The 24,804-nt window shown below is 41.5% G+C and carries 27 protein-coding genes; 16 read left to right on the top strand and 11 right to left on the bottom strand.

Features of this window, described 5'->3' with window-relative positions:
- Positions 1 to 80 precede the first annotated feature (80 nt).
- From F7B60_01520 to F7B60_01505, 4 genes are all read right to left on the bottom strand, one after another.
- Positions 81 to 1,070: an ATP-binding protein gene (locus tag F7B60_01520; protein MCE4614197.1), complete on the bottom strand. Its 990-nt coding sequence runs from the start codon at positions 1,068 to 1,070 to the stop codon at positions 81 to 83.
- A gap of 13 nt (positions 1,071 to 1,083) precedes the next feature.
- Positions 1,084 to 1,968: a P-loop NTPase gene (locus F7B60_01515; protein ID MCE4614196.1), complete on the bottom strand. Its 885-nt coding sequence runs from the start codon at positions 1,966 to 1,968 to the stop codon at positions 1,084 to 1,086.
- Between the two features lie 57 nt (positions 1,969 to 2,025).
- A complete protein-coding gene (locus F7B60_01510) occupies positions 2,026 to 2,424 on the bottom strand; it encodes a hypothetical protein (protein MCE4614195.1) in 399 nt (132 codons plus the stop codon).
- Between the two features lie 98 nt (positions 2,425 to 2,522).
- Positions 2,523 to 3,191: a hypothetical protein gene (locus F7B60_01505; GenBank protein ID MCE4614194.1), complete on the bottom strand. Its 669-nt coding sequence runs from the start codon at positions 3,189 to 3,191 to the stop codon at positions 2,523 to 2,525.
- 123 nt (positions 3,192 to 3,314) lie between these two features.
- On the opposite strand from F7B60_01505, the gene F7B60_01500 reads away from it, so the two are divergent.
- From F7B60_01500 to F7B60_01485, 4 genes are all read left to right on the top strand, one after another.
- Positions 3,315 to 3,575, top strand: coding sequence for a hypothetical protein (locus F7B60_01500; protein ID MCE4614193.1), 261 nt, complete (start codon positions 3,315 to 3,317; stop codon positions 3,573 to 3,575).
- On the top strand, positions 3,575 to 5,326 hold the full coding sequence (locus F7B60_01495; protein ID MCE4614192.1) for a carbon starvation protein A: 1,752 nt from the start codon (positions 3,575 to 3,577) through the stop codon (positions 5,324 to 5,326). The genes F7B60_01500 and F7B60_01495 overlap by 1 nt, the downstream gene beginning before the upstream one ends.
- A 97-nt stretch (positions 5,327 to 5,423) precedes the next feature.
- Positions 5,424 to 5,651, top strand: coding sequence for a hypothetical protein (locus F7B60_01490; GenBank protein MCE4614191.1), 228 nt, complete (start codon positions 5,424 to 5,426; stop codon positions 5,649 to 5,651).
- 6 nt (positions 5,652 to 5,657) lie between these two features.
- The gene (locus F7B60_01485; protein ID MCE4614190.1) at positions 5,658 to 6,638 is read left to right on the top strand and encodes an ArsA family ATPase; all 981 of its coding nucleotides are present in this window, start codon (positions 5,658 to 5,660) and stop codon (positions 6,636 to 6,638) included.
- A gap of 192 nt (positions 6,639 to 6,830) precedes the next feature.
- Here the strand turns inward: F7B60_01485 and F7B60_01480 are convergent, their stop codons facing one another.
- A complete protein-coding gene (locus F7B60_01480) occupies positions 6,831 to 7,349 on the bottom strand; it encodes a 50S ribosomal protein L11 methyltransferase (GenBank protein MCE4614189.1) in 519 nt (172 codons plus the stop codon).
- A gap of 83 nt (positions 7,350 to 7,432) precedes the next feature.
- Here F7B60_01480 and F7B60_01475 point away from each other — a divergent pair, with 83 nt between their 5' ends.
- On the top strand, positions 7,433 to 7,861 hold the full coding sequence (locus tag F7B60_01475) for a secondary thiamine-phosphate synthase enzyme YjbQ (protein ID MCE4614188.1): 429 nt from the start codon (positions 7,433 to 7,435) through the stop codon (positions 7,859 to 7,861).
- 494 nt (positions 7,862 to 8,355) lie between these two features.
- On the opposite strand, the gene F7B60_01470 is transcribed toward F7B60_01475, so the two are convergent.
- Both F7B60_01470 and F7B60_01465 read right to left on the bottom strand, forming a co-directional pair.
- Positions 8,356 to 9,108, bottom strand: a complete 753-nt coding sequence (locus tag F7B60_01470) for a hypothetical protein (protein MCE4614187.1) — start codon at positions 9,106 to 9,108, stop codon at positions 8,356 to 8,358.
- A gap of 1 nt (position 9,109) precedes the next feature.
- On the bottom strand, positions 9,110 to 9,931 hold the full coding sequence (locus F7B60_01465) for a hypothetical protein (GenBank protein ID MCE4614186.1): 822 nt from the start codon (positions 9,929 to 9,931) through the stop codon (positions 9,110 to 9,112).
- Positions 9,932 to 10,083: 152 nt separating this feature from the next.
- Between F7B60_01465 and F7B60_01460 the strand changes: the two genes are divergently transcribed.
- The 4 genes from F7B60_01460 (at position 10,084) to gatB (ending at position 13,902) form a co-directional block, all read left to right on the top strand.
- On the top strand, positions 10,084 to 10,311 hold the full coding sequence (locus F7B60_01460; protein ID MCE4614185.1) for a hypothetical protein: 228 nt from the start codon (positions 10,084 to 10,086) through the stop codon (positions 10,309 to 10,311).
- Between the two features lie 423 nt (positions 10,312 to 10,734).
- On the top strand, positions 10,735 to 11,040 hold the full coding sequence (gene gatC, locus F7B60_01455; protein MCE4614184.1) for an Asp-tRNA(Asn)/Glu-tRNA(Gln) amidotransferase subunit GatC: 306 nt from the start codon (positions 10,735 to 10,737) through the stop codon (positions 11,038 to 11,040).
- On the top strand, positions 11,037 to 12,452 hold the full coding sequence (gatA, locus tag F7B60_01450) for an Asp-tRNA(Asn)/Glu-tRNA(Gln) amidotransferase subunit GatA (GenBank protein MCE4614183.1): 1,416 nt from the start codon (positions 11,037 to 11,039) through the stop codon (positions 12,450 to 12,452). Before gatC ends, gatA begins: the two co-directional genes overlap by 4 nt.
- Positions 12,453 to 12,462: 10 nt before the next feature.
- Positions 12,463 to 13,902 (top strand): Asp-tRNA(Asn)/Glu-tRNA(Gln) amidotransferase subunit GatB, encoded by a 1,440-nt coding sequence (gene gatB / locus F7B60_01445; GenBank protein ID MCE4614182.1) that lies wholly within the window; start codon positions 12,463 to 12,465, stop codon positions 13,900 to 13,902.
- Here gatB and F7B60_01440 read toward each other — a convergent pair.
- Both F7B60_01440 and F7B60_01435 read right to left on the bottom strand, forming a co-directional pair.
- A complete protein-coding gene (locus F7B60_01440; GenBank protein MCE4614181.1) occupies positions 13,899 to 14,372 on the bottom strand; it encodes an NUDIX hydrolase in 474 nt (157 codons plus the stop codon). The genes gatB and F7B60_01440 overlap by 4 nt on opposite strands.
- A 68-nt stretch (positions 14,373 to 14,440) precedes the next feature.
- Positions 14,441 to 15,550: a hypothetical protein gene (locus F7B60_01435; protein ID MCE4614180.1), complete on the bottom strand. Its 1,110-nt coding sequence runs from the start codon at positions 15,548 to 15,550 to the stop codon at positions 14,441 to 14,443.
- 122 nt (positions 15,551 to 15,672) lie between these two features.
- On the opposite strand from F7B60_01435, the gene F7B60_01430 reads away from it, so the two are divergent.
- Positions 15,673 to 16,884, top strand: coding sequence for a DUF401 family protein (locus F7B60_01430; GenBank protein MCE4614179.1), 1,212 nt, complete (start codon positions 15,673 to 15,675; stop codon positions 16,882 to 16,884).
- A gap of 53 nt (positions 16,885 to 16,937) precedes the next feature.
- On the top strand, positions 16,938 to 17,333 hold the full coding sequence (locus F7B60_01425; protein ID MCE4614178.1) for a hypothetical protein: 396 nt from the start codon (positions 16,938 to 16,940) through the stop codon (positions 17,331 to 17,333).
- On the opposite strand, the gene F7B60_01420 is transcribed toward F7B60_01425, so the two are convergent.
- Positions 17,314 to 18,201: an MBL fold metallo-hydrolase gene (locus F7B60_01420; protein MCE4614177.1), complete on the bottom strand. Its 888-nt coding sequence runs from the start codon at positions 18,199 to 18,201 to the stop codon at positions 17,314 to 17,316. The genes F7B60_01425 and F7B60_01420 overlap by 20 nt on opposite strands.
- Positions 18,202 to 18,213: 12 nt before the next feature.
- Entirely contained in the window at positions 18,214 to 19,131 is a 918-nt protein-coding gene (locus F7B60_01415; protein MCE4614176.1) for a hypothetical protein, read from the bottom strand.
- Positions 19,132 to 19,305: 174 nt separating this feature from the next.
- Between F7B60_01415 and F7B60_01410 the strand changes: the two genes are divergently transcribed.
- The 5 genes from F7B60_01410 to F7B60_01390 all read left to right on the top strand — a co-directional run bounded on the left by F7B60_01410 (position 19,306) and on the right by F7B60_01390 (position 24,771).
- Positions 19,306 to 20,751 (top strand): ABC transporter substrate-binding protein, encoded by a 1,446-nt coding sequence (locus F7B60_01410; GenBank protein MCE4614175.1) that lies wholly within the window; start codon positions 19,306 to 19,308, stop codon positions 20,749 to 20,751.
- A gap of 152 nt (positions 20,752 to 20,903) precedes the next feature.
- A complete protein-coding gene (locus F7B60_01405; GenBank protein ID MCE4614174.1) occupies positions 20,904 to 21,668 on the top strand; it encodes an ABC transporter ATP-binding protein in 765 nt (254 codons plus the stop codon).
- Between the two features lie 2 nt (positions 21,669 to 21,670).
- Positions 21,671 to 22,390 (top strand): ABC transporter ATP-binding protein, encoded by a 720-nt coding sequence (locus F7B60_01400; GenBank protein MCE4614173.1) that lies wholly within the window; start codon positions 21,671 to 21,673, stop codon positions 22,388 to 22,390.
- A 13-nt stretch (positions 22,391 to 22,403) separates the two neighbouring features.
- On the top strand, positions 22,404 to 23,447 hold the full coding sequence (locus tag F7B60_01395) for a branched-chain amino acid ABC transporter permease (GenBank protein MCE4614172.1): 1,044 nt from the start codon (positions 22,404 to 22,406) through the stop codon (positions 23,445 to 23,447).
- Entirely contained in the window at positions 23,440 to 24,771 is a 1,332-nt protein-coding gene (locus F7B60_01390) for a branched-chain amino acid ABC transporter permease (GenBank protein MCE4614171.1), read from the top strand. Before F7B60_01395 ends, F7B60_01390 begins: the two co-directional genes overlap by 8 nt.
- The last annotated feature ends 33 nt before the right edge of the window (positions 24,772 to 24,804 follow it).

Here is a 24,804-nt window from a genome sequence, read left to right as displayed (position 1 = left end):
ATTCACCATAAAAGATACATCAAGTTTTGTATCGCTAATAATAAGTAAATAGCTGAAGTTATAAATATAGTGTACTTATATTACAATGCAGGTTTCACTATGACAGGAATATAAGGTTCAGGTCTCTTCGGCTTATATTTCATCCTGAAGTCACGCCAACCTGGAAGTATTTCACTTACTATTTTCCTGGATACATCACGTATAGCTCTTGCAGCCCGTGTATCAGGGTATTCTGTTATTATAGGCTTGTTTCTAGCCATACTCTCAGGTACCTTAGCATCATACGGTATTTTCCCTATTATCGGCACATTCTCCTTCTCTGCATATTCCTCTATTACACCGATGAAACCGGGATTCGTATCATATTTGTTGATAACTATCATCGGAGCTATCATGAAGTGCTTTGTAAGCCTGTGTATCCTCTGTAAATCACTGAAACCAGCCGGAGTTGGCTCTGTGACTAATACTGCTAGGTGAGCACCTGTTAGACTCGATATTACTTGGCACCCTACTCCTGCTGCAGCATCTACCAATACAAACCCTTTCTCACCTATCATCGCATATGCCTTATTCTTAACCTCAGTTACTAGTTTCCCACTGTTCGGTCTACCCGGTAGGATTTCCCCCGAAACCAGGGGGAACCCGTATAATGTCCTATCCTTGACCCGGATTTCCCCTGCTTTTACCTTGAACTTATACCTGATCGCGTTTTCCGGGCATTTTATACTACAAGTTATACATCCCTCACATATGTACTGGTTGATAACGTATTTTCCCTCTTTATATTCCACAGCCCCTAAGGGACATTCACTATAGCATATACCGCAGTTAGTACATTTGTCTTCCACTATATATGCCGTTCTACCCTCATAGTAGTCTTCGGTATCGTCCCAATCAGAGACGCCTAATACTAGATGCAAATTAGGGGCTTCTGCATCTGCATCTACGGCAATTAGCTCGTAGTTATACTCCCCTGCTACTATTGCTATACTAGATGTCAGAGTTGATTTTCCCACTCCTCCCTTACCGCTTACAACTACAAGTTCAATTCTCTCATCAATATTAACCATCACAACCCACCTCTCAGATTACACCCTCAACGATTGAGGCAAGCTCACAGAGGCTCCTAGTGACAGGAGAATCCCGCTTATATAGAGGCATTGGCAATCCCTTTGTATAAGCTTCAACTGCATCCTTATGGAAGGGAATTTTGTGGATATATTCTACACCGTATTCCCTTGATAACTCAATTACTGGCTTATCATCAGCTATTCCATGTCTATTTATGACAACCCATGATTTGTAGCCGAGGCCGCTTGTAATTTTGAGTATTGACTCGAGATCATGTTTTCCGAGAGGTGTTGGCTCAGTCACTGCTATGACTAGATTACTGTATTGTATTCCAATGGATATGCTGTTTCCTGTTCCAGCACCAGTATCAACTAGGAGTAGAGACTTTTCTTTCTTCGCTATATCCATTGCTTTGTCCTTTGCACCTCTCACAGTTGGTGCAGTATGTTCCTCACCATACCTTAGGATTCCAGTTAATAATTTGAATTCAGTTTCTCCGATGTTAATATCATTGAGATAAGTGTATCCTATAACTCTCTCACCCGGGTGTATCGCATTATATACGCAGGCATACATACACGCTTTACAGCCACTGCATAATCTAGGCATTACCATAGGGGGCTTCCCTTTAGACATTATTATTGCTCCCGTATCACATACCCTGGCGCACGCGCCGCAGATAGTGCATTTGGAATAGTCTATCATTGGAAAGAATACTTTGATCGGTTCCTCCAGCTCTAATTTATCTATTCCAAGCAATATATAGTCATTAGGAGCCTCAACGTCTAAGTCCGCTAAGAGTAGTTTTTTATTCTTGGATAGCAAATACGATATATTTGTTGCGACAAAGCTTTTCCCTGTACCACCCTTCCCCCCTGTGACAGAGATAATCCTCATTTCTATTGAACCTCCATAGGAACAATGTGACCTCTAACAGAATACCTTACCTGAATCCTACTCTTCGAGTAGCTTTCTGAACAATGAATCGTTAACGACTGCTTCATTCAACTCCATATCATTTAAACTCCCTGCTTCAGCTATAGCCTCATCTAGGTATCTTTGGTATTTCCCTTCTATTTCTACATCCAATTGACAAATATATTCTAGGCATCCTTTCTTCCCTCTTTCAGGATCTCCCTCTTGTCTAGCGAAGCAAGAGTTCTTCTCCACCAGCTCTTTTAGACCCTCGATATAGAAAGCCCCTGGGCCCTCCTTGTATATGATATCAGTCATTCTTTCTCCGTAGTCTCTGTAAAATGCTATTTCGGCTAATGCAAGTATTCTGCTCAGCCGGAAAGGGTGGATGCATCCTAGGTTCTTTAATATATACTTCACAGCATCTATACCTTTCATCAAGGATCCTAACCTCCTCCACATATTAACACATGTTAAATAGTATATCGGGAATAAATATCCTATCCACCATAATTAACCTAAAAAGAATATACAAACTAACGGGCAGAATCAGCGATACTTATAAGCTTATCCAAAAACTCCTGCAGCGCTTCGAGTTTAGGAACTATAGAGACATGAACCCCCTTTTTTGATGAATCAATCGATATTCTCCTCACATCTTGTAAGCTATTAAGCACTTTAAAAACTTCAACAACAGCATCCAATGTTTCATTGCTAGTATAGTAGGCTCTAAAACTCTTAGAGTTAATCATAATCTTAGTCTCTTTCGGCTGCGGCTTCTTTTTAGCCATATCGATTCCCAGTGTCCTAGAGACGTATCCGTCTCTTGGAACAGCTATGTGGGCCTCGCCTCTATATCTTATTGATTTTAGCTCTACAGTAATATCCATCCTCTCCTTTTTCTTGAATGCTTGTATTACCGGCAGATAGAAGAAAACGTGGTATGGTGGCGTTACATAATAAGCCCATGCCTTAATGATATTACCTCTATTGATCCAGTACTTGCCAGTAAATCCTACAAGGTAGCCGTGAACTGTATACCTTTTATCCTTAGGTTTAAAGGTTCTTTCTAGGGTGTTAATTATCGCTATCTGCCTTTTAATCATTGTTCTCCTGAACTTGTAAAACCATATTACAGATGGGAAGCTAGCTATTACCACTAGCCAGAAAGTCCATGTTAATACAGTACTCCAGTCTACACCCACTACATTCAGCCCCTCAATATCCCTTGAATAAGCTTTTATTATGCAGTATATAATTATATGAAAATAATGAACCCACTATCAAACAGCTAAACGAATTATCATATCTATTAAGGGGTGGACAAAATGTCCAAAGCCGTAAAGGCACTCGGTTATACCCTAGTGGTAATCGGTGTAATACTATTAATCTATTCATTCACTGTTGGATGGCTCAATGGCCACATAGGAACATGTGCTAATGCCAAGTGTACCGCATATAACTGGGATGCAACATCGTATTCGGCAATTATTGGATGGTTCCTAATACTAATAGGACCTGCACTGATATTCGGCGAAGCACCTGAACTCGTGAAGCAAAAAGTTAGAGAGAAGGGAGGTGAAGCCTGATGGCCTCATATTCTATTGAGATACTCCTGTCAGTCCTCATCATATACGGACTCGCATACGTATACTATGGTAAAAAAGTACTCGAAGAGAAAGTAGTCAGAGCCAGCCCGGAGAATGTTACACCTGCAATCACCAAATACGATGGTGTAGATTATGTGCCAGCCAACAAGTACGTGTTATACGGACACCACTTCGCTAGCATAGCGGGAGCAGGACCTATAGTCGGTCCAGCTATAGCCATGTCATACGGCTGGTTTCTACCACTCATATGGGTATTATTCGGCAACATATTCATCGGAGCAGTTCACGACTATCTATCACTAATGTCTAGTGTAAGATATGGTGGAATCTCAGTCATGAGCGTAAGCGAGAACGTCATGGGACGTAAAGCCAGATTCATATTCCTAGCCTATGTGTACTTCGCTTTAGTACTAGTAGTAGCAGCATTCGAATCCGTGGCTGCCTCTCTGTTCAAAGGAATACCTGGCGCAGCGACACTAGCAGTAATATTCATGCCTCTAGCACTAATATTCGGAATAATGGTCTACAGAGTAGGTGTGAATCTTACTAAGGCTACAGTACTTATGTTGATCTTGATAGTTATAGGATTCTACTACGCTTATAAGATCCCTCTATACCTAGGTGGAGACGTTTACCATTGGTGGCTCGTTATATTAGCTGCCTATGCCTTCATAGCTGCTAGCCTACCTGTATGGTATCTACTACAACCTAGAGACTATCTCAATGCATATATTTTGTGGGCATTTGTCTTTATAGCAATATTTGGCTCACTACTAGTAGCGGACTTCAAACTAACAGGTCCAGCTTATACGAGTTGGGCGCCAAAAATATTTTCCGGGCAACCAACACCTTTCTGGCCAGCTATACCACTAATAATAGCATGTGGAAGCCTTTCAGGATTCCACAGCGTTGTAGCTAGCGGTACAAGTAGCAAGCAATTATCAAATGAGATGGAAGGACTACTCGTAGGATACGGTGGAATGCTCACCGAGGGAGCAGTTTCAAGCCTAGCTGTGATACTCCCAGTCAGCCTAGCTTGGAGTGCTCCAGAACTGATAAAGATGGGTGTCTTCAAGCACTCCATACTAGAGCTAGATAAAGTCCATAGATTCACAGTAGGTTACGGATACATGGCAGGTAAGGCGCTAGCAAGACTAGGGCTGAGCTTCCCAGACGCATACCACGTTATGGTAGTATTCGCAGCAGTCTCACTAGCAACATTCATTATGACAACATTGGACACTGCAACGAGACTAGCAAGATTCGCATGGCAAGAATTCTTCGATCCGCTCAGGGAATCTGCTCCAACGCTTTATAAAGCAATAGCTAATAGATGGGTAGCTGGATTCCTAGCAGTATTGTTTGGTACTGCAATGGCATATCCAAATGTCAAGATAGGCGGGAAGGTTGTAGCGGCGTACAACGTAATATGGCCTGCGTTCGCTGGAACTAACCAATTGCTAGCAGCTTTGGCATTGCTTACAGTAGCATTATGGGCTTATAGGGTCCAGAAGGTAAGCGGAGCTATTAATTGGCTCATACAGGTTCCAGCATGGTTCCTATGGATCACTGTAACAGTAGCTCTTGGATGGTGGATCGTAGCAGTCATGCAGCATATACCGCACGTACAACAGGTAGGAGCTGGTAGCATAGTGATTATAAGCTTGATTCTAGACTTCCTGCTGATAGTATTATTCGTAAAAGGCTTATGGGGTAAAAGAGGAAAATAACAGTTGGAGATGATATATAAAAATGCCTGAAATTCTCTCTTTTTTTAAATCAATTATTCGTGAACTCGTAAATTTCAATAAGGGTATATTTCAAGCTATGAGAGAGCAGAGTGTTGAAACACTAGAGCAAGAATATCTCGACCTTGAAATGGCTTTTCTCACTATGATCCTTGGTGGTATAATAGGTATTCCACTGATCCCCGGTCGTGTGGCAAGAGAATTGTTACCCTTAGTTACCGACGAAATCAAGATTATGGAGAAAAGAGCGTTTCTAGGTGCTGATGTTATAGCTGATTATTTCAGTACTTTAGGCGGTGAGTGGTGACTAGTTTTGAGTGAGCCTCTACTTACTCAGCCTCTTATAAGAGAAAAAGGTGAGAAGAATAAGCTCACAATTGTAATCGGTAAAGGAGGTGTAGGTAAAACTACTCTTTCCATATTGTTCGCTCATGAATTATCAATGAATCATAAAGTTTTACTCGTTAGCCTAGATCAAGCTATGCATTTACTCGAATATTTGAACCTTGAAAAACCTATGAAAACATATTCTATCAAGGAGAACTTGGATGTCATGCAAGTGGATGTTAGGGAGCTTATAAAGAAGGAAAGCAAAGATTATGTTAGCCTTATAAGGAGTGTTATGCCCGGATTATCTATAGTTAGTGCTGATAATGTTGTTGAAAGTTTAAAGCATAATCCGGGTTTTGAGGAGGAGGTGTACTTACGATTTATATCCGGTCTATTCAACAAAAACGAATATGATTATATAGTTATTGACACTCCTCCAACTGGAGTTACCTATAGGATTCTTAGGCTTCCAAGGTTATATTTATTTTGGTTTGACGAGCTTATCAAGCTTAGAAAGAGAATAATTAACCTTCGATACACTATCGCTAGAACTATGGGTAGAGAGATAGAGCCTAGTGACCCTGTTCTTAGAAGGCTTTATAAGCTAAAAGGCGAATATTCAACTCTTCTGGAGAACCTTATAAAGCCTAATAGGACAGCCTATGTGAGTGTTCTAACACCAGAGCCTCTGCCGTTATTTGAGACGGGGAATACTATTAAATTCCTTGAAGAGATGAAAGCTAGAGTTGACTTGATAATTGTTAACAGGCTCTTATCTAGAGAGTCAGCGGAAAACATAGGTATATATGAGACTCAAGAGAATGTCCTAAGAGAACTCAAGCAAACTGCCTGCAAGAAAAATATTCCAATAATTGCAATTAAACATCACAAGATTCCACCGCGAAAACTCGGCGAAGCCTTGAAGTTACTGGATTTGATAGAAAAAATCACTTGTACTTCCTAACTACAGGCTCCAATAGTTTTCCTGTTGGTATAAGCACTTCAGTATCCATAGACGTTACCCTGTAATCTATCCTGAACCAGTTCCTCTTATATCTCATATTTACTCACCACTACAAATTAATTTAGTACCCAGAGTTTTTATTAACCAACGATTTTACACTAGTGGGTTAACCATGTATAGGAGAATAGAAATCTAAGAAGGCTGAATGTGGGACGAAGACCGTTTAATGAGATCATCACTAATTCCTCGAAAGTATACACCTATACTCCTTACAACACCAGCCTCATCTAACAATCTTTTAATCCTAATAGGATACCACTTAGGAATAAAGAGATCTACAACAACTATTCTAGAGAAGTAGGGGGCTGATTTGAAGAGGGGTTTAAGTGTATCTAGTATGCTTGAATAAAGGTAAGCATAAATTATGTCAGCCTCACCTAAATCAGCCTTGTAAAAACTCTCACATCTAACCTCGACTAGATCATCGACACCATTCTCCCTCGCGTTAACCTCAGCTAATACACATAAATCCTCATCGATCTCATATCCGATAGCCTTTAATCCGAAGTACTTTGCAGCCATAACAAGTACGCGTCCATCGCCAGAGCCAAGGTCAACCAGAATCTTGGCTCGATGAGCTAAAGCCTCATTCAAAGCAGTTTGTGCTACCTTCTTAGTCGACGGTATGTAAGGTACAATCCTATCTTTCAATCTCTTGGAACCCTATTCAAGGATTCTATAAGGTATGCTATTTTTGTCTTCACTGGATATAATCTAACAATATGGTGGTTCATATGACTGGATTCAAGATTCACAGGAAAGAGATAACCTATAGAACAAGCAAGCTAATTGAATTCGTTGATATGACAAGGGATATAGAGAGAATAGTTGAAGAGAGCAGGATCAAGGATGGGTTAGCCCATGTCTTCGTCCCCCATGCAACGGCAGCCATTATAGCTAATGAATACGAACAGGGTCTACTCGGCGATTACGTTAGGCTGATAAGGGAATTGTTCAGGCCCGGGGGTGACTGGATGCATAATAGAATTGATAATAATGCACATGCCCATTTAGCTGCTGGTATTATAGGTGCCGACAGAAGTTTCCCCGTCGAGAACGGGAAGTTAGTTAGAGGTACATGGCAAAACATATTCCTAGTTGAGCTAGACGGGCCCCGGTCTATGAGGCGTGTCATCGTCACAGTCGCTGGAGAAGCATTTTAGGAGGGCTTCAGTATTGCAGAGCTTCCTCACACCCTCCTTTCTTAACCGGAGAGTCTAGGGTTTGCCCATCGATCCCCATCAGCCCTCCAAGTTATACATAAATCAAGAACGGATCCAATAAGGATTGACTCAAATGAATACAACAAACAAATATTGAGAGGTTTAGCTGGTAACTTCAAAGTATTTCAGCGTTTCCAAGGAACCCAGACAAGAGAGTCAAAGACTATCACCCAGCCAACATGTGAAATAACACCTTGTAAATAATTTACCTCCATTCTCAAATTCCCTTATCAGACATCAATGCAAGTATCCTATACCTGCCCATATTGACAGGTATACTAACCCTTTGCAACCCCTCATAGACCACTGAGAAAGGAGAAGGTCGAGGCTAAGAGATTTAATTATTATAGTTCAGCCCGCTGAGGGTGGTAGATTGCATTTAAGCTGAGTTTACTAGAGTAGGAAAAAGGATTTCAGGAGTTAATTTCGCGGTCTTAACCGTATCCCTGGAGATACCTGAGGCCTCGGGGATCATGCTCATTTATTATGGTCATAGCCTCCTTGTCGGGAGCCTTTATAATCTCCGGCTCCCCCCTAATTATTATATTCATCGAAGAGTTCTCAAGTACATCACCCACTGTAACACCCTCAAATATAGCCTTTAGGACAGGGCCCTCCTTGACATACTCTATTAGTGCCTTGCTAGTGCAGAGATAGAGCGGCATGCTCCTCTCAACTCTACCTCCTCCATGCCCTGTTATAAAGTCCACCTTCTTCACCAAGTTCCTCTTATCATGGCGTGACCAGATTATGAGCTTCTTAATAAGAGGGAAGAGGAATGCAGTCGCCGCTCCACCTGGCAACTTCACCCTCGGCTTCTTGTAATCGCCTATAACCGTCAGATTAGTATTGCCTCTCTCATCGACTTGAGCTGCTCCGAAGAACATTACGTCTACCCTTCCCCTAGCTGCTAGATCGAAGACATCTATTGTCGTCAAATCGCTAACGCTATAGGGCTGGGAATACGGGTCCCCAGTTGAAGGAGTTATCCTAACCCTTTCGACCACGGGCATATTAGACTCTATCACACTTATCCATACGAAGTCTCTTTTAAGCACCCTAGCTGCATAGACCATTGCAAGCACTGGAAGCTGGCTTGTTAGACCATGGTATACTGACTCCCCATCCTCTATTAGGCTAGCCATACACTTTATCATATAATCAGTGGGCCTAGGATTAGCCGCCATCTTACAACCACCTCTTTAGAAGCCTAGACTCTATCCACTCCATGGCCTTACCCTTCTTGACAGAATTATAGTATTCTCCTATTGAATCATAGTCAGCCTGGTATAGCCCATACATCGCAGTAGGCCAGGCTCCCATATGAGCGTATACTACAGCGTCAACGTGAAGCGTTGACGCGGATAAGACGTGGGGAACCATTCTTAGATAGTCACTATGTACTATCTTCTCAGCAGTCAATATGACCTTCTTGGAAGACCTTACTTTGAGCTCATCCTCATAGCGAGGACCCTCTATCATAGCATTTCCATACTCATCACTATAATGCACATGTACCACAGCCACGTCGGGCTCAACGGACCTGACAGCCAATACCTCCTCTCCATCGAAGGGGTCCTTTATCACCTTCCATGTACCAGCCTCCTCATGTAATTTAACTAGGTCAGATCCCAGAACCCCTCTAACAGGCATGAAGGGTATACCGTATGCGCCTGCCTTCCAACCAGCTATAATAGCTCCGCAAGTATCCTCCAAAAACTCTATTCTCCCATGCTCAACAGCGCTTCTAACGCTAGGAGCCAGACCGTAGAGTTCAAAGGTAGCCATTGCTGCCCTAACTCCTCTAACCGCGCCAGACGCTACAAGGATATCAAGGCCGAAACCAGGCTCTCTATCTATGAAATAAAGGTCTTTCTTGCCCGTCTTAATGAGGCCTGCAATGAACGTCATAGGGTTCCTACTGAAAGTTATTCCACTAATGGTTATACTCATCCCATCCTCAACAAGCTCCAGTGCTTCATCTAATCTAACTAGCTTACTAGAAGGCATCCATGAACACCTTATCATGATCCTAGTATAGATAGTAGGGTTAATTAACCCTACTATCTATACTATAGCTCTATAATAATAAAACTTAACATAATAACCTCAGTGATAACATCATGCGGTAAGGGAGCCTTGGATGTCCATAGGATCATTAGATGAGCGGAAGTAGCATATATAAGTCCCCTGCCATTGCCTACATCGGCTATCAGACGAGGTATCTGTGCAGAAGGCATTTCATAAAGCTTGTGGAGTATAAAATGGATAAAATCCTGAGAAGACATAGGATGGCTTGTAAGGTCTTGGGTAATAGCGACGATATCGGGAGTATTGACAGTGCTGTGTTGCTAGCAGCTCTATCCGAGTCCCCCATGTATCAGGTTTAAGTTAATAACTACACAGATAGACCAGAGCATAGGTGAGTACTCCTGCCAAGCTACAAAGAGAGGCTGAGGGACTAACCACCATACACGTGGTAGCTACATCAGCCTACACAGAATCAATCCTACCCTACAGAAGGATTAATGCATAGATAAGCCTTCTACTGTGGATTCTAGCCCTCCTAACCCCATTATATAATCCCTACATTACAATAGGTATCCTTTAACCAACCATCAAATTCTTACTTCAAGATACACGCCCAAGAACTATAGAAGCCTCTCCCCCGGAGGTTAAGAGTTTAGGGTGGCGTGAATTCGCTAGATTCATGGTTTACACAACAATAGCCATACTAGCTCTAGAATCAACGTGATTCTTATATACTATGTAACTCCAACCCCATCCCATGAGCCATTAATTCGGGGTGCGAGGTGTGCGTTTTAACTGAAAATGAATGCATCATCCTAAATAAACTAGCTGAAAGAACAAGGCTTCATTTATCTCTGAACGAAGAAAAGGAAATGTGCAGAAGGTTAACAAGTGTAAGAGAATTTTTCTCGCAGCTTGACTCAGTTAATGTTGAAGAGATAAGGCCGCTGTATCACGTGCTCGAGGTATCTGGTAAAACAAGAGAAGACGAGCCTGAACCTTATGGTAGCGAAGAAATTAGGAAAAGCCTTAGGATGAGGCTTAAGGACGGCTATATTCTTGCCCCATGGAAAGGTGGTTATGAATGAAGACGGCTACAGCGATAGCTAGGGGGATACAGAACGGTCAAATAAACCCTTACGATCACTTAGAAGAGATCCTAGATAGAATTGAGAGATGGGAATCTAAGGTAAATGCATACATTCACATAGATGAAAAGGAGAAACTAGAAGAATCTCTGGATAGGCAAGTAAAGTTGAAGGGGAGACTCACAGGAGTAATTATCGCAGTAAAAGATAACATATCTACAAACTGGATGCCGACAACTGCCGCCTCCCGAATACTCGAGAAGTATATCCCACCTTACAATGCTACGGTAATAGAGAAACTAATACGGGAGGGAGCCGTAATTATAGGTAAGACGAATATGGACGAGTTCGCGATGGGATCCACAAGTGAAAATACACTTTACGGGCCAGTGCATAATCCATGGTGCTTAGACTGCACGGCTGGAGGCAGTAGTGGTGGAAGCGGTGCAGTCTTAGCATATGGAGGAGCTGACTTGGCATTAGGAAGCGATACCGGTGGAAGCGTTAGGCTACCCGCGGCTTATACGGGTACTGTAGCTCTTAAACCTACATATGGCACAGTGAGCAGGTACGGTTTGATCCCTTACGCTAATAGCTTGGAGCAAATATCTCCGATGGCCAGAACGGTAAAGGATCTGGCGCTTCTATACAACGTTATCAAAGGAGACGACTCCAAAGACTCTACTACAATAGGTGTGGATCAAGAGTATTCCGTGGCGAGCGTGGAGGCGGAGAAAACACGAATAGCAATAATCAAGGAACTCGTTGAAGAAGCAGATGAAGAGATACTTAAAATATTCTGGAATACTGTAAGCTTCCTAGAATCAAAGGGTTTCACCGTCGACATGGTCAGTATTGAAACCCTGAAGCACTCACTACCGGCATACTATGTTATAGCGATGGCTGAAGCATCAAGTAACTTAGCAAGATATGATGGCGTTATCCATGGCAATAGGGTAAAGAAGTGTCGTGGCTACTGGGATTGTGCTGCGAAGGCTCGAGGCGAGTTCTTTGGTATTGAGGTTAAAATGAGGATCCTTATGGGTGCATACATGCTTATGGAGGGGTATAGTAGGGAGTACTATGTTAAGGCGACGAAGCTTAGGAGAGTGATCAGAGACTCAATGATTAAATTGTTCAGAGATTATCAAGCGGTGCTAAGTCCGGTTAGCCCCATTCTTCCTCCGAAGCTTGGTGATAAATTAGAGGATCCTGTAAAAATGTATAGTATGGATGTCATGACTGTGACAGCCAACTTAGCGGGTATTCCTGCTCTTGTTCAGCCTGCAGGTATCATCAAGGGATTCCCTGTTGGAATACAATGGATGGGCCCTATCTTCTCAGAGTCAAGGCTTTTCGGACTTGCTAGTATAGTAGAGGATGAGGTTGGGTTTATGACTCCTATATCTTGAGGCGACGCTTATGGTTGGGAAAGTGAAGATAGGCTTGGAGGTGCATGTACAGGTAACTGGGGCAAAAACCAAGCTTTTCTGCAACTGCCCAGTAGATTATCGGGATAAGGCCCCGAATACAAATGTATGCCCGGTATGTATGGGGTTCCCAGGAGCTCTGCCTGTGGTTAATAGGAAGGCAGTTGAACTAGCTGTGACAGCTTCTAAATCATTGAATTGTGAGATACCTGAATGGCTGGTGTTTACTAGGAAACACTACTTTTATCCTGATCTCCCGAAGAATTATCAAATAACCCAGTACAAGACTGTAGCAGGTGCCCCAGTATGTCTTGGGGGGAGACTCGATTATATAGACCCCTTTGATTGGAGCATACATAGTGTGGGGTTGGATAGGATCAACATAGAGGAGGATCCTGGTAAAGCTGTTTACGAGAGAGGGGGAATAATTGGGAGCAACCGGGTTCTAATCGACTATAATAGGAGTGGTGTAGGATTACTTGAGATAGTTACAAGGCCGGAGTTACATGATGCTAGGCAGGCTAGGATAGCTGTAGAAAACCTACTTCTTACACTCTGGTATCTAGGGGTAACTGATCCAAGGCTTTCAGGGGCATTTAGAGTCGATGCCAATATCAGTGTTGAAGGCGGCGATGGAAGAGTTGAATTGAAGAATATCGGTAGCCTTATCGAGGTTGAAAGAGGATTAAGATACGAGATTTTAAGGCAGACTAAGATAGTGGAGGCTGGGGGGAAGATAGCTAGAGAGACGAGGCATTGGGATGCTGTTAAAGGAGTCAGTAAAGCTACTAGAAGCAAGGAAGAGGAAACTGACTACATGTATTTTCCTGACCCTGATCTTCCACCGCTGAGAGTTACCCGGTCAATGATGGTTAAGGCTGAGAAGGCATTAGGATTCACTCCACTAAAGCTTTGGAGCGACATGAATAAATATGGCGTTGATAATGGACTTGCATGGAGTATCATAAGGGAACTCGATCTAGCTAAGACGTTCATTACAGCTGTATCTATATATAGGAACCCTGGTTTAATTGCATGGATGCTAGGCAATGTTGTTAAGGGACTTAGGGAAAAGAAAGGACTAGAGTATGTTCCTCTTGCAACAGATCTAGCTTATCTTGCAGAATTACTTGACAAAAATATTGTTCATCGTGAGATTGTGAAATACTTGATTTTGCCTAGGGCGATGGAGACTGGTGAGAGTGTAAAGAAGATAATGGAAATAGAGGGAGGTTTACCGCGTGGCGAGGTTTTGGAGAGAGCTGTTGAAGAAGTTCTAATTGAGGAGTCTAAGGCTGTCAATGACTTATTAATGGGGAAGAAGCAAGCTTTCAACTATTTGATAGGTAGAGTTATGAGGAAATTAGGTGGGAAAGGCGATCCTAGAGAGATTGCTGAAGTATTGAGACATAAACTCAAAGGTTTGATCTAAGAAGTATAGCTTGTAAGCTTTGGCTTGAAGGGTTTATCCAGTCTCACTATTCCTTTAATAATCTTGTCTATAAGCCCCCTAGTACTCATCGTGACATCCTCTCGATCCACGACTTCCTGAACATTCATCCATGTAGCATCAAGTGCATCACTACCTGGCCTCAGCGTTCCTCCTTTCCGCCTAAGCAAAACGTCTACGAGAACATAATGGTATTCAATGCTCCCATCTCTATCATAAACTATAAGCTCGTCGAGATTCACTACACCTATTGGTTCTGCCTCTAAACCCGTTTCTTCCATTAATTCTCTGGCTGCAGCTTCTTCCAGTCTTTCACCAAGTTCCACATGTCCGCCTGGAATGCTCCAATAACCTTCCCTCGGCGGATACTTCCTCTTAACCATCAATACCTTACTCTTCTCCACTACCAAGGCTCCTACTCCTATGTGAGGCCTATCAGGGTATCTTGGCAAATCGCATCAACCATTAAGTAATGATGTGCTCCCAATGGAGTATAAACAATATTCTATCGAGAAAAGAATTATTTGATTCGGAATGGAGCATAAAGTTTCTCAGGTATATATCCTAGGATCACGTCAAATAGCCTGCAGAGGCTCAGTATTACTAGCACATAGGATAGTATACCGGAGAAAGGCCATATTATTGCTGCTAGTGTTAGTAGTAGTGGTGGTAGCACTGTGTATCTTCTCTTCGTTTTAACGTCAACTACTACAGGAACCATCATTGGAGCGTGTATATAGATGTGGATTCCTATAAAGCCGACTGTTAGCACGTGTATTAATGTAAAGATATTCCCGATTAATCCGTTCGTATATAGGTATAGGCTAATCGGGGTTAAGATAGTGAAAAACACTACATAGTAGTGGCTATATATGAAGTATAGGTTTCCTGGCCTGCCTGGAGTATCCTTTTTGGCTTTAATGCTTTTCTCCCATTCCCTAAGCCTGTATAGGCGAGTAGATACAGGGTAAGCTAAGAATGATATAGCGTAAAGCATCAACGCATACTCATAATATCCAGTTGTATAAAATATTGTTCCCAGTAAAAGGCTCGCGATTAATATGGCTGTCGACAATTTTTCAGGTTCTAGTCTATAGGTCTTTGGAACAGCATGGACAGAAACGGCGTATATGGCAGTTACAGGAAAGGCTATTAGAGCAGCTACTCCCATTTCAGACGGCTGAAGCTTCAGGTTATAGGTCAAAACGTTTGCTAATAATATTATACCTGTCTGAAGCATTGAGAGGCCTAGTAGGAATAGGCTAATGCGTAAACTGCCCTTCTTAACTATTCCTCCTAGGAAGAAGGGTATTGATGCAAATATCATAGTAGCTCCACAATAATACATGAGAACATTAAAATTCCCTAACAGTGAAACGAAAGGAGCCACCAGGATAAAGGGGTATGTTATGAGCAGCCATGGGAGGATTATCCTATCGAACTTTGGCTTTGATGATGCAAGGTAGACCATAGCTATTGAATACACGAATACAGGCATAAGCCCGTATACTATTAGCTTTGCATGTATCTTCGGATATCCTATGGGTAGAATACCTAGTGAAACTGCTAGTATAGCTAGGGTTTCTATTATCCCTATACTACTAATTTTTCTTAATGTAGAGGGTTTCACATTTATCCACCTACTAGTTATGATGATTCATCATCCTTTGGATTTGAATTTATTCGAAGGAGTATTTGAGTAATCGATATATACCACTTTGCAATGGAATCCAATTCCTGGAGGAGTGAGCTGTGCATTTACCCCTGCTCCATGGATTAACAGCATTTATAGTATCTTACGCCTTACTTGTTGCGGCATCAAGCAGGGGGGCAAAAGCATTTTATAGTATACTAACTATGGTTGTTTCATTTATTATTCTAGCGACAACACCTGGAATAATTGAAAGCTCAGTTATAGCTTTCTTCTCATGGAATGATATTAGAGCCATTGTTATACTCTACTTTTCCCTAATGACTGCCGGGATTTTGAAAGAAGTAGGAGTGTTAGATAGACTATTAAAAGGTGCTAGCAAAGGCGGCTGCCGTTTCGGAGGAATAGCTGTTCCTAGTCTGGTAGGATTGCTTCCTATGCCTGGAGGTGCTTTGGTTTCAGCTATCATTGTAAGAGATAGGTATCTCGAGGAGCTTAAGCTAGATAAAGAAACATCTGTATACCTTAATTTCTGGTTTAGACATATATGGGTTCCAGTATGGCCGCTTTTTCAAGCTCTCATAATATCTGCAGCAGTACTAGGGGTAAAAGAAGGAAGTATAATAAGAATAACTTGGCCTGCGGGGATAGCATCGTTAATAGCAGGAGTATTAGTTGCATTAGTTCTACTTAGAAGCAAAACTTGCCATTTAAATGAAAGAGGATCACTACTAGACTTACTTTACGGGTTATGGCCATTTATTCTTATAGCAACACTTGTAATATTTCTGAACATAAACATGGTAATTAGCATAATAATTACATTAATCCTAGTGGTATTCTACTATAAACCTAGTATGGAGAAAATAATGAAAGCCGTACTATTCGCCTCTACTCCAACAATTATAGGTGTGATAGTACTAAGCCTTATTTTCAAGGAACTACTCGTTAGGACAAGTGCACCTACCGACCTACTACACTTGGCAGAATCATCCGGGCTTAATCCATATATAGTTTCTTATTTAGTCACATTTATAGCAGGTATTGCAGCGGGAGGCGAAGCATTCTTTGCTGCGACAGCAATACCATTGCTTTTACCTTTAATTGAACCAAGTAAAGGACTTATAAGCGCTCCAACTCTTCTAGCAGCATTTACAGGAGGATACATGGGAGTAATGGTTAGCCCAGTACATCTTTGCCTTGCTTTAACTGTCGAATATTTCCAGGCTAAATTAAGTAAGTCTATCCTATTAAGTTCTATTGCAGCCTTTATAACGACGATTATAGTTATGGCTTACATATTTCTCCTATGATAGAATTTTTATTACACATGCAGGGTAGAGAAACTACAGTAAGGTGGTTTGCTTTGCTAGGAAAAGCTATACTCGTAGGTACAACCATACTATTTGTATTATTCATAGTTTTTACAATAATACCAATTGGGTTTATCGGAGGATTCGTTCTCGCCGGCCTCATAGGCGGCTTTCTAGCTGGATACTATGCTTGTAGTCCGATGAAGGGAGTCTTGGCTGGACTTACATCATCAATACTGGCCTCAGTATTATATTTTGGGTTAGTAACTTTTCTAACAAGCATGCTAGGATCTCCAGTAATAGGTATAACAATAGGAGCTATTACCGCTGGAATCTCACTCACATCTTCCATTATAGCTGCATCGTTCACAGGGGTAATAGGCGGTTTTGCCGGCATACGAGGATGCGGGAAGGAAAAACATATTGAAGCTATGCATCCTTCGCAATAACTCTGTCATCAGCAAGGTCTAATCCGTATTCTCTAGCTATGATACTCTTAACAGACCCCGTGGCTAATAAAACAAGTTGAAGAGTTGGTTGCTTCCCAGCTTTCCTAAGTATATTAATAACAAGCTCTTCTACACTGCGGGTAGGAGCACTCTCAATTATTTTAGAACTGACCTTTTCGTGATGCCTTATATTTTCCTCAATTATTGACACAGCTTCAGATTTACTTACCAGTGGACCGTGCCCAAAAACTATAATATTCACATCCCTAGCTATTTCATCTCTTATCTTGTGAAGCGTATTTACAGCCTTGGGATAGTCTAGGTGGTAAGGGATGTAATAGTTTTCTAATACTCTTAAACCGAATGCAGCATCAGCTAAGTAGAGAACGTTATCAGGTGTGACAACGCCTACTTGGCCTGGTGTATGCCCGGGTAAATGAACAGTCTCTAAGGGACCTATATGTGCTCCTGGTGTAAATGATGTGGAAACATTTACTCCGGGAGCATCAAATGGTAAGGATGGATGGCCAGGTGGTATAGGATAGCCGAATGTTACAAGAATTCTGAGCTCTGGATCCTTCACGAATAAGGCGTCTTGTTCTGGTGCAACAGTTTCATCGGGATTAAGTTTGCTGGTTATACCCAGATGATCACTATGATAATGAGTGATCAATGCGATAATCCTGTTGACTTTTAGGTCATTTAGTGCTTGTCTTAACTGTTTAGTTCTCCTACTGCCGTGTCCGGGGTCTATAACATAGGCTGTATCATTGTCTTTGTAAACTATAGTCACAGGACTTCCTCTTAACAGGTATGTACTCCCTGCTAGACGAGTAAGATTCCGGGGAGGTTTCTCTCTATCATTCATTAAGAAGTACACCTAGTTTTTATCTTGGTTATTTTTCGGCTTAATAATAATCTCTCCATTATTCTCTGTTGAATCATTAATCTCTACAACAAGCTCTGAGTCAGGATGATTTGACATATATGAAATAGGGTAGTTTACGGAGGAGAGCATGCCTCCTAGAAGGCTTGGTAGGTAGGGTTTGTCCGGTATGATTGCTATTCCTGTCATCTCAGGTACTCCAAGTTTAATTGCAAGCTCGTCTTTAAGCTCATTTACTTTGCCAACCAGAACCTCTTTAGAATGGAAACCGCAGCATCTGCTATAAGATTTAACTGTTATCGGCGGCTCAAAACCTCTGACTTTAACCTTGAGAGTACTATTATTTAGCGATACATCAAAACCCGCATTGTCTGCAACTATAAGCTCCCTAGGTTTTATTAATCCTAAATAGACAATACGATCACTATACTCTAGCCTATATGCTTCTTCGAATAACGCTGTAAGATAAGTGGGTTCAATCCTAGCACCAGTATAAAACTTGCTTCCCAATGATCTCATAGATATGGTCGTAGGCTTCTCTAATTTATAAACCACACTAGACCTCTCTTCAAATTCAACGTGAATGTCTTCACCTGCCTTACTAACCTGATGAACAATAGATAGTCTTCCCATGCTAATTTTCTTAATTCGCGGAAGCCTAGGAAACTCTATAATCAACCTACCATCTTTAATTTTAAATCTACTATCATATAGAGGTTTGAATTTTTTCTGGACATAATTATACAGCCACAATGGAACCACTAATAAAATAAGAGATATTACATCCCTTGCAAGTACAACGTATATAATAACAGTTAACACTATCAACAACGCTACAACACTATAGAATGTCGTGGGACGATAAGCGTCATACATTAAGAGGCTTTTATGTTCCGCCGTTTTTTCAGTCAATCCTTAATCCCGAATAGCCATTACCTACGTAAAGGTTTTTAGATTTAACTAGTTTAGTTGGGAATGTTTTCCCATAATTTGCATATATAAAAACAATCTTTTTTAATTAAGCACATACTATTTAAAGTATTAGACAAACCTTAAAGCTAGATATAAAAGAAAAGGTGGGATATTATGGACAAGAAACTCCTAATCGCAAGCATTCTTCTCGTTATGCTAATGCTACCATTCTCATATAATTTGGTGCCAGCAAGAGCTCAGGGAGGTCTCACTGGGACTATCCAGTTCGGAGCACTACTACCTCTAACAGGAGACCTAGCAAGCTATGGTGCAAGCAGTAAAGCATCCGTACTATTAGCTAAGGATGATGTTAATAAATGGCTTAAGGATAATGGATACAACTTCCAGATAGACATTATAATCGAGGATACTGGTACACAGCCTACTCAAGCAGTAGCAAAGCTAAACGCGTTAATTGGCCTAGGAGTGAAAGTAGTAATAGGACCTCAGACTAGTGCAGAAGTAGCTCAAGTCAAACAGATAGCTGATCAGAACCACGTCCTCATTATAAGCCAGAGCAGCACAGCCCCAAGCCTTGCTATACCTAATGATATGGTTTATAGGTTCTGCCCTACTGACGTTATACAAGGTCCTGTGATTGCCAAAGCAATGAATGCCCTTGGCATAAAGGCAGTTGTTCCCATTGTTAGGAATGATGACTGGGGAATCGGTCTATACACAGAAGCTATTAAGACATTCCAGCAAATAGTTCCAGACGGTAAAGTAGCTACTCCCGTTAAGTATGATCCAAAAGCACCTAACTTCGCGAATGTGGTAGACCAGGCAAACACGGAAGTTCAGCAACTCTTGAACAGCGGTTACAAGGCAAGCCAGATAGGAGTTCTATCAATCAGCTTCAATGAGTGGGTTCAAATAGGAGACATAGCATCAAGCTATAAAGCCCTCGGAGAAGTGAAATGGTTTGGTAGTGATGGAACAGCATTACTATCGGAAATAACAAGCGATCCTACAGCGGCTGCCTTCGCTGAAAAGACGTTCTTCCTGAACCCTATATTCAGTGCTCCAAACAATGAGAAGCAGACGAGAGTGGCTAACTATATCATAAAAACAACAGGAAACGCTCCTGACACATATGCGTTAGCGGCATATGATATTGTTTGGGCTGCTACACTAGCTTTAATTAAAGCAGGCAAATACGATGCCGACCTCATAGCAAAATACTTACCGCAAGTCGTTTCAGATCCAAATAACTATAAGAACACCGGGCTAGGAGCAACAGGATTCATCGAACTAAATCAGAACGGTGACAGGGCATCTGCAGACTATGCTCTATGGGTAGTTAAGAAAAACGGCACACAATACCAATGGGAACAGGCAGGAATGTACCTCCATAAGGAAGATAAGATCGTATGGAAATTACAGCCTCCGGTAGAAACACAAACCACTTCAACGACGACAAGTACGACATCAACAACACAGACTTCATCCTCATCAAGTACGACTACCAATAAGGGGACAAGCTCCGCACTGCTATGGACTGCTGTAATCATAATAATCATAATAATCATAGGAGCTGCTTGGTGGGCTATGAAAAAGTGACCTCTTATATAACCTTTTTAAATTTTTCTTTAAAGTATGACCCACAATTAATAGGAACTAAGTGAGATTAGTTTAAATCGTTAAAGGTGACTTTTTATATTGAGCTTTCTATTAGTGGATTCAATACAGTGGGCTAATAGTGGGTGAATTCAATGACGGGGAACTATTTGCTGGAGGCGTATGATGTTGTAAAACTGTTCGGAGGCCTTAGAGCTCTAGATAAGGCGACCTTACGTGTCCCCGAGAATAAGATAACTTTACTAATAGGCCCAAATGGGAGCGGTAAAACCACCTTGATAAACGTGATATCAGGAGTATATAAGCCAGATGATGGGAAAATACTATTCAATGGCGAAGATATCACAGGACTACCGCCTCATAGGGTATTCGAGAAAGGTATTGCTAGAAGTTTCCAGATACCGCATTTGTTTGATAAACTTGCTGTTCTAGAAAACTCGGTTGTAGCAAAATCAAACCATCCAGGTGAAGGACTTATCACCGGGCCTAGAAGAAGTAAATGGTTTAAATTTGAGAATAATCTTGTCATTGACGGATTCAAAATTTTGAGAATGACTAAGTTAAATCATCTATGGGATTCTAGAGCGACTGCTTTAAGCGGTGGTCAAATGAAGCTTCTAGAGGTTGCCAGGGTTTTGCTCGGCGATAAGAAGATGGTTTTAATGGATGAACCGACTGCAGGCGTTAATCCTACATTAGCTATTGAAATTTTCGATTTCCTCAGGAGGATGGTAGATGAAATGGGTTATACTATGCTTATTATTGAGCACAGACTAGATATAGCTGCTCCATATGCTGATTATACGTATGCTATGGCTCAAGGTAAGGTTATCAGCGAAGGCACCCCTGAAGAAGTCATGAATGATCCTAAGGTAATACAGAGTTATTTGGAGGGCTAAAAATGAAGGTTTTATTGGAAGTAAGAAATGTTCATTCAGGATATGGTAAACTACATATTTTATATGATATATCATACCAGTTTAAAGAGAAATATATTACTGTTATCGTAGGCCCTAACGGTAGCGGTAAATCTACATTTCTGAAAACAGTATTTGGCTTGACGAATATTTATAGTGGAAATATAATCTTCGATGAAGATGATATAACTAAAGTCCCGCCCCACGAGAGGACTAAACTAGGAATAGCCTATCTACCTCAGTTAGATAATGTTTTTTCCAAACTTACTGTAGCCGAAAACTTGAAGATGGCTGGATATACTCTTGATAGTAATGTTCTTCGAGATAGAATTGAAGAGATACTGTCCAGGTTTCCACTACTAAAGGAAAGGTGGAACCAGCGGGCAGGGACTCTTAGTGGTGGTCAAAGGCAGTTACTAGCTATGGGTATGGCTTTATTGCGGAGGCCCAAATTAATGATGTTCGATGAGCCTACTGGAGCCCTAAGCCCTGGACTCTCTAAAATGATTCTCAACAGAATTGAAAAGCTAAGAGATGAATTGGATATAACCATAATTCTAGTCGAGCAGAATGCTAAGGTCGCGTTACAGATGGGTGAGGAAGCCATACTCATGGTCAGTGGACACATGCGTTATACGGGTAAGGCAATTGACCTATTGCGTAACCCAGAGCTAGGGAAACTCTATTTAGGAATTAAGAAGTGAGGTGTTAATTCTCGTGGTGAGCAGACTAATACTTGAAACTCTTGCTTACGCATCTAGCCTAGGATTCCTGAGTTTAGGTTTGTCACTTACATATATAACAACAAAGGTACCGAATTTTGCTCACGCAGACTTCGCTGTAGCCGGAATGTATAGCTTGCTTTGGCTTGTAAAAATATTCCATAAAAAGCTGACATACAACTATTTCCTCTACGGCTTCCCACTAGCTTTCATCATAGGATCCCTTATCGCTGTTGGAATGTACATATTCGTCCTCAGGCCGTTAGCTAATAAAGGGAATACCATAACTGGGCTGATGATAGCGACTTTCGCTGTGGATCTCATGCTTTTTGCATCATACACTATCTATGCTAGTATCAAAAGGCCGGAATACGGTAGAGAAGGGTTAGACACCCTTTCAAGATACCCTTTAAGCTATGAGCCCACGATTAATATCCACGGACAACCTATATTAGCAACAGCAATTATAGGTCCTATAATTCTATTCGTCATTGCTACAATATTCTGGGCTTTCCTTAAATACACCAAGTTTGGTACAGCTATGAGAGCCTCAATAGAGAACCCTCATTTAGCTGAAGTAGTCGGAGTAAATGTGAATTTAGTGCAAATAGTAGCCTGGATTATAGCTGGAGGACTAGCAGGAATGGCTGGCGTCATACTAGCCTTCCATGTTCCCGTGAACCCGAATACTAGCAATCTACTAATAGTCAGTATATTCGCTGGAAGCATAGCAGGGGGGCTTGGAAGCATTTTCGGAGGAGTCATAGGTGGATTCCTCATAGGCATTTTCGAATTACTTGGGAGCAAGTATACAGGGGACTTCCTATCATGGATGTTCTCCAGCATATATCATAGACCTGAAAACATTGTGTTAGTCAATTACCCGAAGGTTTTCAGTCTTGGTGTAATTATAATCGTATTATTAGTCCTCCCACAAGGATTGGGGGGTGTAAATTATGGTGCATGGTGGAGGAAAATTCGCGGTAAAGGAGAAAAAAGCCTTGGAATGAAGGGAGAGGAGGTGGAGACAAGTGAGTGAAGGGGAAAAAGGGTTTAGGGTTTCTTGGGGCTGGATAACTGTAATAATCCTTGTTATCTTATCAGCAATAGGCATCGGTATAAGGTCAACAGTTAATTCATTACTTGAACTGCTTTTCCTGATGGCTGTATATACTATAGTTGCTCTCAGCCTTAACCTGGAAGCCGGGTTCTTCGATATACCTAACTTCGGTAAGGCAGTGTTCGCTTTCATAGGTGCATGGGCAGCAGTCGGTATAGGCGGGAATATTACAGCTGTTACAATACAGCATTTATACCCAGAAACTACGCAGGAGGTTCTGAAAATAACAGGAGGTTCACACTCAAGTCTATTAGCAGCATACCTTGATCACAGCTACTCAACTCTCACCGTTCAACTAATGAATAAATACCTCCTAATGCATCCATATCTAGGTCTAGCCATGCTACTTGTGGCGTTACTCGGAGCTATTGCCATTGGAGGAGTACTCGGCCTAATTGCTGCGTATCCAGCTCTAAGGCTTAGAGAAGACTATCTTGCAATACTACTCCTCAGCTTCTCCGAACTCACTGTGATGAATATATTCTATCAAACACCTAGCCTACTAGGACCACAGGGTTTATGGGTACCCTATTATTTGGCTATTTTTAAAACAACACCCAAGATGGCTAATACCATGATAGCATTTGCTATTATAGCTGCTATTCTAATATTTATGCTATCAGAGAGACTAGCTAACAGTCCGATGGGTAGGCTTATGAGAGCTGTAAGGGATAACGAGCTTGCCGCTGAAACCTTCGGAAAAGACATTGTATCAATCCGGAAGAAAGTAATAATATTCACTAGTGCAATGGCTGCATTAGGAGGTTTCTTTGTAGCAGTAAAGAGCCAAACTGTGCAAGCCTTAAATTTCCACAGAATATACTATACATTCTACCCTTGGGCTATGATGATAGTTGGTGGAATGGGTAATAACATTGGAACCGTTATAGGTGTTGTTGTCATATGGTTAGGTGTGAGATTAATCAATGTCTATCAAGTAACAATAGGTAACCTGTTTCACATGCCCTTGGATGCCGTAACTCAATTAGATAAAATACTCTTAGGCGTATTAATGCTCCTAATACTTTACACTAGACCGGAAGGTATCGTGCCTGAAAAGATGAGTAAGACTACAGACTTCGAGGAACTAGCTGATGTATCGTGGAGATTGGAGCATAGCAAAATACAAGAACATCCCAAGAATATCGGTAAGAAGTTCCTTAGAAAGGAAAGAAGAAAAGAGATGTTAATGTGGCTTATAATCCTTATAATACTTGCTATATGGATAGTCTATATAATATGAACAGCTCTTCTCCTTCTTTTCCCCAATATCTAT

Source organism: Candidatus Tiamatella incendiivivens, from assembly GCA_015522635.1.
Taxonomy (GTDB): Archaea; Thermoproteota; Thermoprotei_A; order Sulfolobales; family Acidilobaceae; genus Tiamatella; species Tiamatella incendiivivens.
Note: the sequence above shows the minus strand (reverse complement) of the source record. Positions and strands in the feature narration are given on the sequence as shown.